A 15,633-nucleotide genomic window follows, 5' to 3' on the forward strand; every position below is an offset into this window, starting at 1 on the left:
AAAGCAACGTACGGCCAGGTTACTGTCAGTTTCGTGTTCGCTGCAGAACGTCGTCAATTGATCCTCGAAATGGTGCGTGCCAACGGGGCGGTATCGCTCCGTGAGCTCGCCCGCGTCGTCCAGACCTCCGAAGTGACCGTACGGCGGGACGTGCGGGCACTGGAGGCAGAAGGACTCCTCGACCGCCGGCACGGCGGTGCGGTCTTGCCGGGCGGTTTTACGCGGGAGTCCGGCTTTCCGCAGAAATCCCATCTCTCCACCGCGGAGAAGACGGCCATCGCCGATCTGGCGGCCGGCCTGGTCGGTGAGGGCGAGGCCATCGTGGTCGGCGCCGGAACGACCACCCAGGAGCTGGCCCGCCGGCTCGCACGCGTGCCCGGCCTGACCGTGGTCACCAACTCGCTGCTCGTCGCCCAGGCGCTGGCCCATGCCAACCGGGTGGAGGTGGTGATGACCGGCGGCACGCTGCGGGGGAGCAACTACGCCCTCGTCGGCAGCGGGGCCGAACAGTCCCTGCAGGGACTGCGGGTCTCGCGGGCCTTCCTGTCCGGGAGCGGGCTGACCGCGGAGCGCGGACTGTCCACGTCCAACATGCTCTCGGCCAGCGTGGACCGGGCGCTGGTGCAGGCCGCCGCCGAAGTGGTGGTCCTCGCGGACCACACGAAGCTCGGCTCCGACACCATGTTCCAGACGGTGCCCACGGAGCTGATCACCCGTCTGGTGACGGACGAGCCACCGGTGCACGACGAGCGTGCGGCCACCGAACTCCAGGCCCTGGCCGATCAGGGCGTGGAGATCACGGTGGCGGGACCCGACGCGGAATCCGCGGCCGGTGACGCCCTGCCGCCGGGCCGGCAGCCCCGGCAGGAGATGCCGCTGCCCGGCCAGCGGCGTACCCAGGGCGGGCACGGAGGCCCGGGAGGCCTCGGGCCGCAGCTGCGGAGCGCGGCGTCGCTGGGGGACGGGCCGGTGGGCCGGGTCGCGGACATGCGGCGCCGGTAGCGACCGGGCGCGGGGCGCCGGAAGGCGCCCTCAGCCGCCCGAAGGGGGCGACGGCCGCGGATCGGCCGGGTCCGCCTTCAGGCCGTGCAGCGTCAGCCGGAGCAGGCGGCAGGCCAGGTCCGGATCGGCCGGGGTCTGCTCCGTGGCCAGCGCGATCGCGTTGGTGAGCCGCAGCAGGTCGTCGATCGACACGTCCGCCCGCACCGAGCCGTCCGCCCGGGCGCGCGCGAGCAGCCTCTCGCCCGCCTGGCGCAACGGCACATGACACGACGTCAGGGCGGAGGTCTCGTCACCGGACGCGGACATGAGGGCCCGCGCCAGGCCCCTGTATTCACCCGCATGGGTGACGATCGCACCCAGCCACTCGACGAGCGCGCTGCACGGCTGTTCCGCGTGTGCCAGTTCGCCGGAGCGGTCGAGCAGGTCGGCCAGCGCCTCCTGGAAGACCGCGTTCATCAGGGCGTGGCGGTTCGGGAAGTGCCGGTAGAGCGTGCCGATGCCGACGCCCGCGTTCCGGGCGATGTCCTCCAGGGAGGCGTCCGTGCCGTGGGCGGCGAAGGACGCCCGCGCCTCGCTCACCAGCCGGTCGCGGTTGCGGCGCGCGTCGGCGCGCAGCGGCCGGGCCGGTGTGGGTACCGCGCTCATCGCCATGGCCTGTCCTCCTGGTGTCCGCTCCCGCGTCCCAGGATGCCACCGGGGCCCGGCGGATGCCGGGCCCCGGTGTGCGAGGACGAGCGTCAGTCCTTGATCTCGCAGATCGCCGCGCCGGAGGAGATCGACGTGCCGACCTCGGCCGCCAGGCCCTTGACGGTGCCGGAGCGGTGCGCGTTGAGGGGCTGCTCCATCTTCATCGCCTCGAGCACGACGATGAGGTCGCCCTCCTTGACCTCCTGGCCCTCCTCGACGGCGATCTTCACGATCGTCCCCTGCATCGGGGAGGCGAGGGTGTCACCGGAGGCCGCCGAGCCGGACTTCTTCGCCGCGCGGCGCTTGGGCTTGGCACCCGCCGCGAGGCCCGTGCGGGCCAGGCTCATGCCCAGCGAGGACGGCAGGGAGACCTCGAGGCGCTTGCCGCCGACCTCGACGACCACGGTCTCGCGGCCCGACTCCTCGTCGGCGTCCTGGTCCGCGGGCACCGAGAACGGCTTGATGTCGTTGACGAACTCCGTCTCGATCCACCGGGTGTGGACCCGGAACGGGTCCGAGGTGAACGCCGGGTCGGTGACGACCGCGCGGTGGAAGGGGATGGCGGTGGCCATGCCCTCGACGGTGAACTCGCCCAGCGCACGCGCGGCCCGCTGCAGGGCCTGCTCACGGGTCGCGCCCGTCACGACCAGCTTCGCCAGGAGGGAGTCCCAGGCGGGGCCGATGACGCTGCCGCTCTCGACGCCCGCGTCCAGGCGGACACCCGGACCGGTGGGCGGGGAGAACAGGGTGACGGTGCCCGGGGCGGGCAGGAAGCCGCGGCCCGGGTCCTCGCCGTTGATCCGGAACTCGAAGGAGTGGCCGCGCACGGCCGGGTCGCCGTAGCCGAGCTCCTCGCCGTCGGCGATGCGGAACATCTCGCGGACGAGGTCGAGGCCGGTGACCTCCTCGGTGACGGGGTGCTCCACCTGCAGGCGGGTGTTGACCTCGAGGAAGGAGATCGTGCCGTCCACGCCGACGAGGAACTCGACGGTGCCGGCGCCGACGTAACCGGCCTCCTTCAGGATGGCCTTCGAGGCCGCGTACAGCTCGGCGTTCTGGGCCTCCGACAGGAACGGTGCCGGGGCCTCCTCGACGAGCTTCTGGTGGCGGCGCTGCAGCGAGCAGTCACGCGTCGAGACGACGACGACGTTGCCGTGCTGGTCGGCCAGGCACTGGGTCTCCACGTGGCGCGGCTTGTCGAGGTAGCGCTCGACGAAGCACTCGCCCCGCCCGAACGCCGCGACGGCCTCGCGGACCGCGGAGTCGTACAGCTCGGGGATCTCCTCCAGCGTGCGGGCGACCTTGAGGCCGCGTCCGCCACCGCCGAAGGCCGCCTTGATCGCGACCGGCAGGCCGTTCTTCTCGGCGAACTCCACGACCTCGGCGGAACCCGACACCGGGTCCGGCGTGCCGGCCACCAGCGGAGCGCCCGCGCGCTGCGCGATGTGGCGGGCGGCGACCTTGTCACCCAGGTCGCGGATCGCCTGCGGCGGCGGGCCGATCCACGTCAGGCCCGCGTCGAGCACGGCCTGGGCGAACTCCGCGTTCTCCGAGAGGAAGCCGTAACCCGGGTGGATCGCGTCCGCCCCCGAGTCCTTGGCAGCCTGGAGCACCTTGGCCATGTCCAGATAACTGGCGGCCGGGGTGTCACCGCCCAGAGCGAACGCTTCGTCGGCCGCGCGCACATGCAGAGCGTCCCGGTCCGGATCGGCGTAGACGGCTACGCTCGCGATTCCGGCATCCCGGCAAGCCCGAGCAACACGGACAGCGATTTCGCCACGGTTGGCGATGAGCACCTTGCGCACGATGACTCCCTCCTTGAGAACAAGCTGAGTTTAGGGACTACCGACACGGCCGTACGACCCGTCCCCAATAGTGAACTTGCCCACACGGAGTGTGATTCGAGGCTTGCTCGAGTCGCGAAATCCCTTGTCGCACCACGGTACGCCGCCATCCTCAACGGCACAGTAGCCACGAAGTGTGGCCCAAGTCTCTGTCCGGACGGTCAACGGCGCGCGGCGTTTCTTTGTGGACTCCCTACGAACGGCCGAGGGAATCTTTGCGTCGGCGCGACCGAGGGCACGGCGCGTCCCCGCCGAGGGGGCGCGCGGGCGGTGCGGGCGGACGGCCGGCGGCGTCCTACCCCTTGTCCGGTGCGTTACCCGTTAGTAGGGTCCGCGCTATCGCACGTACTACAGGTAACAGGGGGTGGCGCCGTGGTGCGCAGACCAGTGGCCTTCGTGACCGCGGTCGTTCTGTTCGCGGAGGCCGTCGGCATCGTGCTCGTCAACGCCGTCCTGGCGACGGTCGCGGACAACCAGAGCATGTCCCTCGCGGGGATGGATCCCGACGCCATGGTCACCGGCACCTGGGTGATGGGCGGTGTGTCGGGCGTCCTGCTCGTGCTGTGCGGGCTGATACCTCTGCTGGCCGGCATACGCGACCGGGCGCCGGGCCGCTTCGGCAGGATCGCCCTCATCGCCTGCGCGGTCGTCCACGGGGTGCTGGGCGCCCTGGCGGTGGGTCTGATCGGCTGGGCGGCCTTCGCGTTCATGATGGCCGTCCTCGCGCTGATCGTGCTCACGCTGGTGGCGTTCGACCGGCGGGCGCCGCAGGACACGGCGGCCGGTCCCGGAGGGGCCCCCGCCGCCGTGTGAGGTGTCCGCGGCCGCTCAGACCCAGAAGTCGGTCACGGAGAAGCCGAGTTCGCCCAGCAGTCGGCGCAGCAGGGGCAGCGAGAGGCCGATGACGTTGCCGTGGCTGCCCTCGATCGCCTCGACGAACGGCGCCGAGCGCCCGTCCAGCGTGAACGCTCCCGCCACGTGCAGCGGTTCGCCGGTCGCGACGTACGCCGCCACCTCGGCGTCGGTCGGCTCGCCGAACCGGACCACGGTGGAGGCGGTCGCCGACGCCGTGCGGCCGGTCGCCGTGTCGATGACGCTGTGACCCGTCTGCAGGATGCCCGGCCGGCCGCGCATCGACTTCCAGCGGGCCGTGGCCTCCTCGGCGTCCGCGGGCTTGCCGAATGCCTCGCCGTCCAGCTCCAGCACCGAGTCGCAGCCGATCACCAGTGCCCCGGACACCTCCGGGCGGGCCGCGACGGCGGCGGCCTTCGCCTCGGCCAGGACGAGGGCCAGCTCCCCCGGGGTGGGGGCGCTGATCGCGTCCTCGTCCACGCCGCTGACGATCACCTCGGGGGCGAAGCCCGCCTGGCGGAGGAGGCCGAGACGGGCGGGGGACGCGGAGGCGAGCACGAGGCGGCGCTGATCAGTCATGCCCGCCATCGTAGGCGGGGCCGGAGACCTCAGCGGGTGCCCAGGACGAACATCGCCACGACCATGGCCAGGGCCAGCAGCAGTCCCGCGCGGCGCATCATGTCCTGCGCGTCGCGGAGTTCCTTCGGGGGCTTGTTCTCGGGGTCGGACCACAGCATGGGTCCGATGGTGCTCCGGGCACGGCTGCGGCGCCTGAGTACGGGTACTCAAGCGCCGCTCGCGGGCCCGCCGGGCCGCAGTGCCTCAGGAGGGCCAGTACGTCCGCGCCCACGACCGGGGTCCCGGCCGCGGCGAGGCGCCGCGGGCGATGCGTCCCGGGTCCGACCACTGCTCGGGGGGCAGCGGGGCGCCGGACGGCACGGCGACGGCCGCCGCCGCGCGCGCCCGGACCACGGCGAGGGCCGCGGCGAGCTCCTCCGGGGTCGGATTGCCCCGTACGACCTTGATCATGGTGGCTCCCGTGGCTAGAGGGGGATGTTGCCGTGCTTCTTCGGCGGCAGGGACTCGCGCTTCGTGCGGAGCTGGCGCAGGCCCTTCACCAGGTGCGCCCGGGTCTCCGACGGCATGATCACCGCGTCGACGTAGCCGCGCTCGGCCGCGACGTACGGGTTGAGGAGCGCGTCCTCGTAGTCGGTCATCAGCTCGGCGCGGGTGGCCTCGGGGTCGTCGGCGGCCGCGATCGTGCGGCGGTGCAGGATGTTCACCGCGCCCTGGGCCCCCATCACCGCGATCTGGGCGGTGGGCCACGCCAGGTTGAGGTCGGCGCCCAGGTGCTTGGAGCCCATGACGTCGTACGCGCCGCCGAACGCCTTGCGGGTGATCACCGTGATCAGCGGGACGGTGGCCTCGGCGTAGGCGTAGATGAGCTTGGCACCCCGGCGGATGATGCCGCCGTACTCCTGGTCGACGCCCGGGAGGAAGCCCGGCACGTCGACGAAGGTGACGACCGGCACGTTGAAGGCGTCGCAGGTGCGGACGAAGCGCGCCGCCTTCTCGCTCGCGTTGATGTCCAGACAGCCGGCGAACTGCATCGGCTGGTTGGCGACGATGCCGACCGGATAGCCCTCGACGCGCCCGAAGCCGGTGATGATGTTCGGCGCGAACAGGGCCTGGGTCTCCAGGAACTCGCCGTCGTCGAGCACGTGCTCGATCGCGGTGTGCATGTCGTACGGCTGGTTCGCCGAGTCCGGGATGAGGGTGTCCAGCTCGCGGTCCTCGTCCGTGGTCGCCAGGTCCGCCTCCTCCGGGAAGGCCGGCGCCTCGGAGAGGTTGTTGGACGGGAGGTAGGACAGCAGGGACTTGACGTACTCGATGGCGTCCTTCTCGTCACCCGCCATGTGGTGCGCCACGCCTGACGTGGTGTTGTGCGTACGGGCGCCGCCCAGCTCCTCGAAGCCGACGTCCTCGCCGGTGACCGTCTTGATGACGTCGGGGCCCGTGATGAACATGTGCGAGGTCTGGTCGACCATCACCGTGAAGTCCGTGATCGCCGGCGAGTAGACCGCACCGCCCGCGCAGGGGCCGACGATCAGCGAGATCTGGGGGACCACGCCGGACGCGTGCACGTTGCGGCGGAAGATCTCGGCGAACAGGCCGAGGGCGACGACGCCCTCCTGGATGCGGGCCCCGCCGCCGTCGTTGATGCCGATGACCGGGCAGCCGGTCTTCAGCGCGAAGTCCATGACCTTGACGATCTTCTCGCCGTAGACCTCGCCGAGCGAGCCGCCGAAGATGGTGAAGTCCTGCGAGTACACGCAGACGGGCCGGCCGTCCACCGTGCCGTATCCGGTGACGACACCGTCCCCGTACGGGCGGTTCTTCTCGATGCCGAAGTTGGTGGAGCGGTGCCGCGCGAACTCGTCGAGCTCCACGAAAGAACCTTCGTCGAGCAGGAGCTCGACGCGCTCCCGGGCGGTCAACTTGCCCTTGGCGTGCTGCTTTTCGACGGCACGGGCGGAACCTGCGTGTGTGGCCTCTTCAATACGGCGCTGCAGGTCCGCGATCTTTCCCGCGGTCGTGTGGATGTCGCTCTGCGGCTCGGACATCGGGTGGCGGCTCCCTGCCTGGTCACGGGGACGGCTGGTACATCCAGCAGCGTGCTCGACGGCACGCCGCTCGTCGGCTGTGTGGCTACTGACCCGTAGCGTATCGGCGCGGATACGGTTCGGCAGTGCGTCGTTGGCCACACCTAATGTGGGTTGCATGACACCTTCCGATGCGCCGCACAACCGCTGGTCGGACCTCGACAGGCCGCCCCTCAACGTCACGGCGCTGCGCCGCGGGCTGCTGAGGCCCGGTGGGCTGTGGAGCTCCCTCGACGTGGTCGACTCGACCGGCTCCACCAACTCCGACCTCGCGGCACGGGCCGCCGGTGAGGGGCTGGCCGAGGGGGCGGTGCTCGTCGCGGAGGAGCAGACCGCGGGCCGCGGCCGGCTGGACCGGAGCTGGACCGCGCCGCCGCGCTCGGGCCTCTTCCTCTCGGTCCACCTGACCCCCGGCGACATCCCCGCCGAGCGCTGGGGCTGGCTGCCGCTGCTGACCGGCGTCGCCGCCGCGACGGGCCTCGCGCAGGCCGCGGGCATCGACATGGCACTGAAATGGCCCAACGACCTCCTGGTGACCGTCGGGGGCACGGAGCGCAAGACCGGAGGCATCCTCGCCGAGCGCGCCGGGGACGGCGTCGTCATCGGCATCGGCCTCAACGTGTCGCTGCGCGCGGCCGAGCTCCCCGCCCCCCACGCGGGGTCCCTCGCGCTCGCCGGAGCGGTGTCCACCGACCGCGAGACCCTCCTGCGGGCCGTCCTGCGGTCGCTCGAACAGTGGTACACGACGTGGCGTGACGCCGACGGCGACGCCGCGGCCTCCGGCCTCCAGGCGGCCTACGCCGCCGGCTGCGCCACCCTCGACCGCACGGTGCGGGCCGAGCTGCCGGGCGACCGGTCGGTCGTGGGCGAGGCCGTCGCCATCGACGGAGACGGCCGGCTCGTCCTGGCCACGGGCGAGGGCGTGCAGGAACCCGTGTCGGCGGGCGACATCGTGCACCTGCGCGGCGAGGAGGGAGGACTGACCTGATCCGGGGCCCGGGCACATACGGGTGACGTCCCGCGGAACGCACCGCGCAACCGTGTGACCGGGACGTGAGCCAGGGCACACCTGCCGTATCGTTGAGGCGATCCAGCGACAGATCGGCAGGGCAGTGCGCACGGAACGGGCAGGAGGCGGCCGGTGACCGTCGACGACGCTATTCCCGGCGACGGCGCGGACGGCGCGGAGCCCTCGTCGGCGCGGCCGGTCCACTCGACACCGCATCACGAGGTCGACCACACGGCCGAACCCACCGACGACCCGCTCGCCATCCGGCTGGAATCCCTGATCCTCGGGGCCGACCGCCGCTACACGCCCTTCCAGGCAGCCCGGACCGCCGGGGTCTCCATGGACCTGGCGTCCCGCTTCTGGCGGGCCATGGGCTTCGCCGACATCGGGCAGGCCAAGGCGCTCACCGAGGCCGACGTGCTGGCCCTGCGCCGGCTCGCCGGCCTCGTGGAGGCCGGGCTGCTCAGCGAGCCGATGGCGATCCAGGTGGCCCGGTCGACCGGGCAGACCACCGCCCGGCTGGCCGAGTGGCAGATCGACTCCTTCCTGGAAGGGCTGACCGAGCCGCCCGAGCCCGGCATGACCCGCACCGAGGTCACGTATCCCCTGGTGGAGCTGCTGCTGCCCGAGCTGCAGGAGTTCCTGGTCTACGTGTGGCGGCGCCAGCTCGCCGCCGCCACCGGACGGGTCGTGCAGGCGGCGGACGACGAGGAGATGGTCGACCGCCGGCTCGCGGTGGGCTTCGCCGACCTCGTGGGCTTCACCCGGCTGACCCGCAGGCTGGAGGAGGAGGAGCTCGGCGAACTGGTCGAGGCCTTCGAGACGACCTCGGCCGACCTGGTGGCCGCGCACGGGGGACGGCTCATCAAGACGCTGGGCGACGAGGTCCTCTTCGCCGCGGACGACGCGGGGACGGCCGCCGAGATCGCGCTCCGGCTGGTCGAGGCGATGGCCCAGGACACCACGATGCCCGCGCTCCGGGTCGGCATGGCGTTCGGGACGGTCACGACCCGCATGGGCGACGTGTTCGGCACGACGGTGAACCTGGCCAGCCGGCTCACGTCGATAGCGCCGAAGGACGCCGTGCTGGTCGACGGCGCGTTCGCCCAGGAGGTCGTCCGGACCGGTGACGCCCCCGCCTCGGAGGCCCAGGCGGCCGAGGAGATCAGCGCCGCCGCGGAGCGGGCCCGGATGGCGGAGAAGGAAGGGCGGAGTCCCGGCGAGGAGCCGCCGCTGCCGACGTACCGCTTCGGGATGCAGCCGATGTGGCAGCGGCCTGTGCGCGGACTCGGTGTGGTCGAGCCCTGGCTGCTGGCGCGGCGGGGCAAGCCGGCGTCCTGACGCCCGGCCGCGCCCACCCCCTGTCACGGCCGCCCCGGCCGCCCCTAGGATCCCCGGTAACGCTCGTTAACCGTCAGGGGTGCAGTCATGGGTGTCGCGTCGGAGCAGAGGTTCGGGGAGTTCGTCGTCGTACGGCGGCACGAGGGCCGGGAGCACGTGGCCGAGCTGGTGCTCGACCGTCCCAAGGCCATGAACGCCGTGAGCACCGCCATGGCGGTCGCCATCGGTGAGGCCTGTGCCGCGCTCGCCGCCGATCCGGGGGTACGGGCGACCGTGCTCACGTCCAGCCACGAGCGGGCCTTCTGCGTGGGCGCGGACCTCAAGGAGCGCAACTCCTTCAGCGACGCCGAGCTGGTGCGACAGCGGCCGACCGCCCGCGCCGCCTACACCGGCGTGCTCGAACTCCCCATGCCGGTGGTCGCCGCCGTGCACGGCTTCGCCCTCGGCGGCGGCTTCGAGCTGGCCCTGGCCTGCGACGTCATCGTGGCCGACCGTACGGCCGTGGTGGGTCTGCCCGAGGTGTCCGTCGGCGTGATCCCGGGCGGCGGGGGTACGCAGCTGCTGCCCCGCCGGGTCGGCGCCGCACGCGCGGCCGAGCTGGTCTTCACCGCGCGGCGGGTGGACGCCGCCGAGGCGCGCGAGCTCGGCCTGGTCGACGAGCTGGTCGACGCGGGCCGGGACCGCGAGGAGGCGCTGGCCCTCGGCGGCCGGATCGCGGCCAACTCCCCGGTGGGTCTGCGGGCGGCCAAGCGCGCCATGCGGCTGGGGCACGGCCTGGACCTGCGGGCGGGGCTGGAGGTCGAGGACGCGGCCTGGCGGTCCGTGGCCTTCTCCGGCGACCGCGCCGAGGGCGTCGCCGCGTTCAACGAGAAGCGGAAGCCCAGCTGGCCGGGGGAGTGACCCCCGGGAGCGGATCGGGCGATTCGAAGATCATCAGCGCCGTCAACTGATCAATTCGCTGCAAACCTACATAAGCTGTGGCGATGGGCGGTGATGATGCGCGGCTGCGTGCCGTGGTTGCGCTGGCGCAGACGATGGCGGCGGCCTACACGCCGCGCGAGTCGTGGCATGCGGCGGCCGTGGGCGCGTGCGAGGCGCTGGGAGGCAGCTTCGCGGCCCTGTCCGTGTGGGAGCGCGAGCAGGGCAGGCTGCGGGTCCTGGTGAACGCGGGGGAGCGGGCCGAGGGGGAGGAGGAGTTCCCCGAGCAGGAGTCCTATCCCGTCCACCAGTTCCCCGAGATCACCGAGTTCCTGCACGAACGCTGGGCGGGCGGCGGTGAGCCGGACGCCTGGGTGGAGACCGCCGCCGGTGCCCCGGCGGCCGGTGCCCCGGCCCGCGGCGCCCGCCCGTACTGCCACCAGCGGGTCGCGGCGCTGCGCCGGCGTGGGCGGGGCTGCTGCGTCGTGGCGCCGATCGTGCTGCACGGCCGGGCCTGGGGCGAGCTCTACGTGGCGCGCCAGGCGGGTGTGCCGGTGTTCGACCGGGACGACGCGGACTTCGCGACCGTGCTGGCCGCCGTGGTCGCGGCGGGCATCGCGCAGACCGAGCGCCTGGAGGAGGTGCGCAAGCTCGCCTTCACCGATCCGCTGACCGGGCTCGCCAACCGCCGCGCGGTCGACATCCGGCTCGACGAGGCGCTGGAGCTGCACCGCGCCGAGGGCGCCGTGGTCAGCCTCGTGGTCTGCGACCTGAACGGCCTCAAGGCGGTCAACGACACGCACGGGCACGCGGTCGGCGACCGTCTGCTGGAACGTTTCGGCTCCGTCCTCTCGCTCTGCGGGGCAATGCTCCCCGGCGCGCTCGCCGCCCGCCTGGGCGGCGACGAGTTCTGCCTGCTGACCGTGGGACCCCCGGCCGACGACGTGGTGCGGGTGTCCGAGGAGCTGTGCGCGCGGGCCGTCGCCATGGAGATCGGCGACGGCGTGGCCTGCGGGATCGCGTCCACGGGTGACGAGATCGGCCCGGTCCTGTCCGCGCGCCGGCTCTTCCGCCTGGCGGACGCCGCGCAGTACCGGGCGAAGGCGGCGCACAGCGCGAGGCCCGTGGTGGCGGGACGCGACGGCGACGTCATCCGGCTCGCCGACTCGCCGCCCAGGTCGCCCCACGACCGCCGCCGGCTGCGCGGCAGCCCACCCGCGGACGAGGGGTAAGGGGTCTCCGCCGCAACCACTGGTGACATGGACGGTTTCAGTCCGTACGCTTCTGAATATGGATATGCACACAGTCGTGGTGGGGACGTCCGGTACCACCGCCGAGGACGTCGTCGCCGTGGCCCGCGAGGGCGCACGGGTCGAACTCTCCCCGGCGGCCGTCGAAGCCCTCGCCGCCGCCCGCGCCGTCGTCGACGCCCTCGCGGCCAAGCCCGAACCGGTCTACGGCGTCTCCACCGGCTTCGGCGCCCTCGCCAGCCGGCACATCAGCACCGGCCTGCGGGCGGAGCTGCAGCGCAACATCGTGCGCTCCCACGCGGCGGGCATGGGGCCCCGGGTCGAGCGCGAGGTCGTGCGCGCCCTGATGTTCCTCCGCCTGAAGACCCTGGCCTCCGGCCACACCGGCGTACGCCCCGAGGTCGCGCAGACCATCGCCGACGTGCTGAACGCGGGCATCACCCCCGTCGTCCACGAATACGGCTCGCTGGGCTGCTCCGGCGACCTCGCGCCGCTCTCGCACTGCGCGCTGACCCTGATGGGCGAGGGCGACGCGGAGGGCCCCGACGGGACGGTCCGTCCGGCCGGTGAACTCCTCGCCGCGCACGGCATCACCCCGGTCGAACTCCGCGAGAAGGAGGGCCTAGCCCTCCTCAACGGCACCGACGGCATGCTCGGCATGCTCGTGATGGCCCTCGCGGACCTGAAGAACCTCTACACCAGCGCCGACATCACCGCCGCGCTCTCCCTGGAGGCCCTCCTCGGCACGGACAAGGTCCTCGCCCCGGAGCTGCACGCCATCCGCCCCCACCCCGGCCAGGGGACCTCGGCCGGCAACATGCTGCGGGTGCTCGCCGGGTCCGGCCTCACGGGGCACCACCAGGAGGACGCCCCCCGGGTCCAGGACGCCTACTCCGTGCGCTGCGCGCCCCAGGTCAACGGCGCCGGCCGCGACACCCTCGCGTACGGGCGGCTCGTGGCCGACCGCGAGCTCGCCGCGGCCGTCGACAACCCGGTGGTCCTGCCGGACGGACGTGTGGAGTCCAACGGCAACTTCCACGGCGCGCCCGTCGCCTACGTCCTCGACTTCCTGGCGATCGCCGCCGCCGACCTCGGCTCGATCACCGAGCGGCGCACGGACCGGCTGCTGGACAAGAACCGCTCGCACGGTCTGCCGCCGTTCCTGGCGGGCGACGCGGGGGTCGACTCGGGACTGATGATCGCCCAGTACACGCAGGCCGCCATGGTCAGCGAGATGAAGCGGCTCGCGGTCCCGGCCTCCGTCGACTCGATCCCGTCCTCCGCCATGCAGGAGGACCACGTCTCCATGGGCTGGTCGGCCGCGCGGAAGCTGCGTACGGCCGTGGACGCCCTCGCGCGGATCGTCGCCGTCGAGCTCTACGCGGCCACCCGTGCCGTCGAACTGCGCGCCGCCGAGGGACTGACCCCCGCTCCGGCCTCGGTGGCCGCCATCGCCGCGCTCCGCGCCGCCGGTGTCCAGGGCCCGGGCCCCGACCGGTTCCTCGCCCCCGACCTCGCCGGCGCCGACGCGTTCGTGCGGGAGGGCCGGCTGGTCGCCGCGGTGGAGCCCGTGACCGGGCCGCTGGACTGACGCCGGGAGGGCTGCCGCGTCCCGCGGGACGCGGCAGCCCTCGGGCGGTTCAGAAGCCGGCGCCCCGCGTGCCGCCCCGGCGTACCGAATGGGCGACGAAACCCGCACCGACGCCCAGGAGCGCGGTGCCGCCGACGAGATACGGCGTGGTGTCGATGCCCGTACCGGTCTCGGCGAGGGTGCTTCCGGAGGCGGAGGCCCCCGTGGCGGACGCCTGGCGGACCTCGGTGGAGGAACCGGCGGACGTGCCGGTGGAAGCGCTCCGCGGCCCTGTTCCGTCCGTCGCGTTGGCGGACGGGACGAACCAGAGAGCGCAGAGCAGGGTGCCTGCCGCTGTGGTGGTCAGCAGCGTGCGACGAGCGATGGACACAGAATCGATCCCCTTGCGACAGCCGTCAGTTAGCCCCGTGCGCCGATGCTAAGCAAAGCAGCGGGTCGGAGGAAAGCCGCGGTCCCGGGGAGGCTTACGCTCCGGCATATGACTGCATCGGTGACACCCTCATTTGTTCGGCTTCGCGTGGAGATGGTGCTGGAGATCAGCGACGCGGACGCCCTGACCGGCACGGCGCTGGAGAGCATCGCCGCCGACTACACGGCCGCCGGCGCGTCCGCCGGGGACTCGGCCGAGGAACGTACGCATGCCGAGGAGACGGTCAGGGAAGACGCAGCTGAGGCCCTCGCCTCGCTGATCGATCCGTTCGACCTGGTCAGCCAGGTGCCCGGGGTCGAGCTCGCCCAGGCTTCCTGGAGCAGCGAGACGATCGACCACGACCCCGACGCCGAGGACTGGGCTGCCGGAGAGGACGGGGACGAGGTGCACTACGGGATCGAGGACAATGAGACGGACGACGAAGAAGGCGGCGGCATCACGGAACGCTGACGCCCGCGGGGCACTCCTCACGGGTGACGGGAACCACCGCGGTCGCGACCGCGTCGATGAGTGGTGTTCCCCACATCCGCGACGGATGTGGAACGGAAGACCCGGTCGCGGTGTTCTTGGAACATTGACGGGTGTTCGCCGTCAGGCGGCCCCGTCCGGGGATCTTGGGGAATCGGCAACGATGGAGAAGCGTGTGATGACGGACAGCAAGCGGCGCCGGGGCCTCGTGGCCGCCTCCGCACTGCTCGGCGGCGTGCTGGTGCTTTCTGCCTGCAGCGACGACGGCGGTAACTCGAGCGCAAGCGCGGACAGCTCGAAGACGTCACAGGCGCAGGTCGACGAGGCGGCGGCCAAGGACACCTCCGAGGCGCAGATAACGATCGCGCCGAAGAACGGCGCCACCAACGCGAGCATCAACAACGCCGCACTGGTCACCGTCGCCAAGGGCAAGCTGACCGAGGTCACCATGACCACGGCCGACGGCCAGGCCGTCGAGGGCACCCTCGCCGCCGACGGCTCCAGCTGGAAGCCCAGCGGGCAGCTCGAGCGCTCGACGACGTACAAGATCAGCGCCACCGCCTCGGACTCGAAGGACCGCCAGGCGCACGCCAACAGCTCCTTCACCACCGTCTCGCCCGAGAACAGCTTCATCGGGAACTTCACCCCCGAGGACGGTTCCACCGTCGGCGTCGGCATGCCGGTCTCGATCAACTTCAACAAGGCGATCACCAACAAGAAGGCCGTCCAGGACGGCATCAAGGTGACGTCGAGCAGCGGCCAGGAGGTCGTGGGTCACTGGTTCAACAACCAGCGCCTCGACCTGCGCCCGGAGAACTACTGGCAGGGCGGCTCCACCGTCACCCTGAAGCTGGCCCTGGACGGCGTCGAGGGTGCCGACGGCGTCATAGGCGTCCAGCAGAAGACGGTCACCTTCAAGGTCGGCCGCAACCAGGTGTCGACCGTGGACGCCAAGTCGCACACGCTGACCGTCACCCGTGACGGCAAGACGGTGAAGACGATCCCGATCTCCGCCGGATCCCCGGACAACCCGACGTACAACGGCCAGATGGTCATCTCCGAGAAGTTCAAGGAGACCCGGATGGACGGTGCGACCGTCGGCTTCACGGACGACGACGGCAAGGGCGAGTACGACATCAAGGACGTCCCGCACGCCATGCGGCTGTCGACGTCGGGCACCTTCATCCACGGCAACTACTGGGGCGCGAAGTCGATCTTCGGCAGCGTGAACACCAGCCACGGCTGTGTCGGCCTGTCCGACACGAAGGGCGCGGGCGACCCCAACACGTCGGCCGCCTGGCTGTACAACAACTCCATCGTCGGTGACGTGGTCGTGGTCAAGAACTCCCCCGACAAGACCATCGCCCCGGACAACGGCCTCAACGGCTGGAACATGGACTGGGCCCAGTGGACGGCGGGCTCCGCCGCCTGATCCTGAGCGCGCCCCCTCCCCGTACGAAGGCGGCGGTACCCGGACGACCCGGGTGCCGCCGCCTTCGGCGTAGGCGCGTGCGGCCCTGTTCTCATCCCGCTCTCATCGCAGACTTAACTCCCCATCACACCCGGTCCATAGCTTCA

Annotated in this window: 16 protein-coding genes; 9 read left to right on the top strand and 7 right to left on the bottom strand. The window is 72.1% G+C overall.

Annotation, left to right across the window (positions count from 1 at the left end; all coding sequences use genetic code 11):
- Positions 1-33 precede the first annotated feature (33 nt).
- A complete protein-coding gene (locus OHT61_RS20325; protein WP_329040196.1) occupies positions 34-1,002 on the top strand; it encodes a DeoR/GlpR family DNA-binding transcription regulator in 969 nt (322 codons plus the stop codon).
- 30 nt (positions 1,003-1,032) lie between these two features.
- On the opposite strand, the gene OHT61_RS20330 is transcribed toward OHT61_RS20325, so the two are convergent.
- Together OHT61_RS20330 and OHT61_RS20335 are read right to left on the bottom strand one after the other, a co-directional pair.
- The gene (locus tag OHT61_RS20330; RefSeq protein WP_443049491.1) at positions 1,033-1,647 is read right to left on the bottom strand and encodes a TetR/AcrR family transcriptional regulator; all 615 of its coding nucleotides are present in this window, start codon (positions 1,645-1,647) and stop codon (positions 1,033-1,035) included.
- A gap of 92 nt (positions 1,648-1,739) precedes the next feature.
- Positions 1,740-3,494, bottom strand: coding sequence for an acetyl/propionyl/methylcrotonyl-CoA carboxylase subunit alpha (locus tag OHT61_RS20335; protein ID WP_329040198.1), 1,755 nt, complete (start codon positions 3,492-3,494; stop codon positions 1,740-1,742).
- A gap of 414 nt (positions 3,495-3,908) precedes the next feature.
- Here OHT61_RS20335 and OHT61_RS20340 point away from each other — a divergent pair, with 414 nt between their 5' ends.
- A complete protein-coding gene (locus tag OHT61_RS20340) occupies positions 3,909-4,346 on the top strand; it encodes a hypothetical protein (RefSeq protein WP_329043337.1) in 438 nt (145 codons plus the stop codon).
- 15 nt (positions 4,347-4,361) lie between these two features.
- Here the strand turns inward: OHT61_RS20340 and OHT61_RS20345 are convergent, their stop codons facing one another.
- From OHT61_RS20345 to OHT61_RS20360, 4 genes are all read right to left on the bottom strand, one after another.
- On the bottom strand, positions 4,362-4,973 hold the full coding sequence (locus OHT61_RS20345) for a nucleoside triphosphate pyrophosphatase (protein WP_329040199.1): 612 nt from the start codon (positions 4,971-4,973) through the stop codon (positions 4,362-4,364).
- A 20-nt stretch (positions 4,974-4,993) separates the two neighbouring features.
- Complete coding sequence (gene mmpB / locus OHT61_RS20350; RefSeq protein ID WP_099174806.1) at positions 4,994-5,122, bottom strand: morphogenic membrane protein MmpB; 129 nt, start codon at positions 5,120-5,122, stop codon at positions 4,994-4,996.
- Positions 5,123-5,207: 85 nt separating this feature from the next.
- Positions 5,208-5,414: an acyl-CoA carboxylase epsilon subunit gene (locus OHT61_RS20355; RefSeq protein WP_329040200.1), complete on the bottom strand. Its 207-nt coding sequence runs from the start codon at positions 5,412-5,414 to the stop codon at positions 5,208-5,210.
- 14 nt (positions 5,415-5,428) lie between these two features.
- On the bottom strand, positions 5,429-7,009 hold the full coding sequence (locus OHT61_RS20360; protein WP_329040201.1) for an acyl-CoA carboxylase subunit beta: 1,581 nt from the start codon (positions 7,007-7,009) through the stop codon (positions 5,429-5,431).
- Between the two features lie 157 nt (positions 7,010-7,166).
- Here OHT61_RS20360 and OHT61_RS20365 point away from each other — a divergent pair, with 157 nt between their 5' ends.
- The 5 genes from OHT61_RS20365 to hutH all read left to right on the top strand — a co-directional run bounded on the left by OHT61_RS20365 (position 7,167) and on the right by hutH (position 13,157).
- Complete coding sequence (locus OHT61_RS20365; RefSeq protein ID WP_329040202.1) at positions 7,167-8,036, top strand: biotin--[acetyl-CoA-carboxylase] ligase; 870 nt, start codon at positions 7,167-7,169, stop codon at positions 8,034-8,036.
- A gap of 153 nt (positions 8,037-8,189) precedes the next feature.
- On the top strand, positions 8,190-9,398 hold the full coding sequence (locus OHT61_RS20370) for an adenylate/guanylate cyclase domain-containing protein (RefSeq protein ID WP_443049492.1): 1,209 nt from the start codon (positions 8,190-8,192) through the stop codon (positions 9,396-9,398).
- An 87-nt stretch (positions 9,399-9,485) separates the two neighbouring features.
- Positions 9,486-10,298 (top strand): enoyl-CoA hydratase/isomerase family protein, encoded by an 813-nt coding sequence (locus OHT61_RS20375; protein WP_329040203.1) that lies wholly within the window; start codon positions 9,486-9,488, stop codon positions 10,296-10,298.
- Positions 10,299-10,381: 83 nt separating this feature from the next.
- The gene (locus tag OHT61_RS20380) at positions 10,382-11,548 is read left to right on the top strand and encodes a GGDEF domain-containing protein (RefSeq protein ID WP_329040204.1); all 1,167 of its coding nucleotides are present in this window, start codon (positions 10,382-10,384) and stop codon (positions 11,546-11,548) included.
- A gap of 58 nt (positions 11,549-11,606) precedes the next feature.
- Positions 11,607-13,157, top strand: coding sequence for a histidine ammonia-lyase (gene hutH, locus OHT61_RS20385; RefSeq protein WP_329040205.1), 1,551 nt, complete (start codon positions 11,607-11,609; stop codon positions 13,155-13,157).
- A 49-nt stretch (positions 13,158-13,206) separates the two neighbouring features.
- Here hutH and OHT61_RS20390 read toward each other — a convergent pair whose 3' ends face one another.
- Positions 13,207-13,527, bottom strand: coding sequence for a hypothetical protein (locus OHT61_RS20390; protein WP_329040206.1), 321 nt, complete (start codon positions 13,525-13,527; stop codon positions 13,207-13,209).
- A gap of 108 nt (positions 13,528-13,635) precedes the next feature.
- Between OHT61_RS20390 and OHT61_RS20395 the strand changes: the two genes are divergently transcribed.
- Positions 13,636-14,037 carry a hypothetical protein gene (locus tag OHT61_RS20395; RefSeq protein WP_443049494.1) on the top strand — a complete coding sequence of 134 codons (402 nt, stop codon included), beginning with the start codon at positions 13,636-13,638 and terminating at the stop codon, positions 14,035-14,037.
- Between the two features lie 181 nt (positions 14,038-14,218).
- Positions 14,219-15,487: a L,D-transpeptidase gene (locus OHT61_RS20400; RefSeq protein WP_329040207.1), complete on the top strand. Its 1,269-nt coding sequence runs from the start codon at positions 14,219-14,221 to the stop codon at positions 15,485-15,487.
- Positions 15,488-15,633: the final 146 nt, after the last annotated feature.

Source organism: Streptomyces sp. NBC_00178 (assembly GCF_036206005.1).
GTDB lineage: Bacteria > Actinomycetota > Actinomycetes > Streptomycetales > Streptomycetaceae > Streptomyces.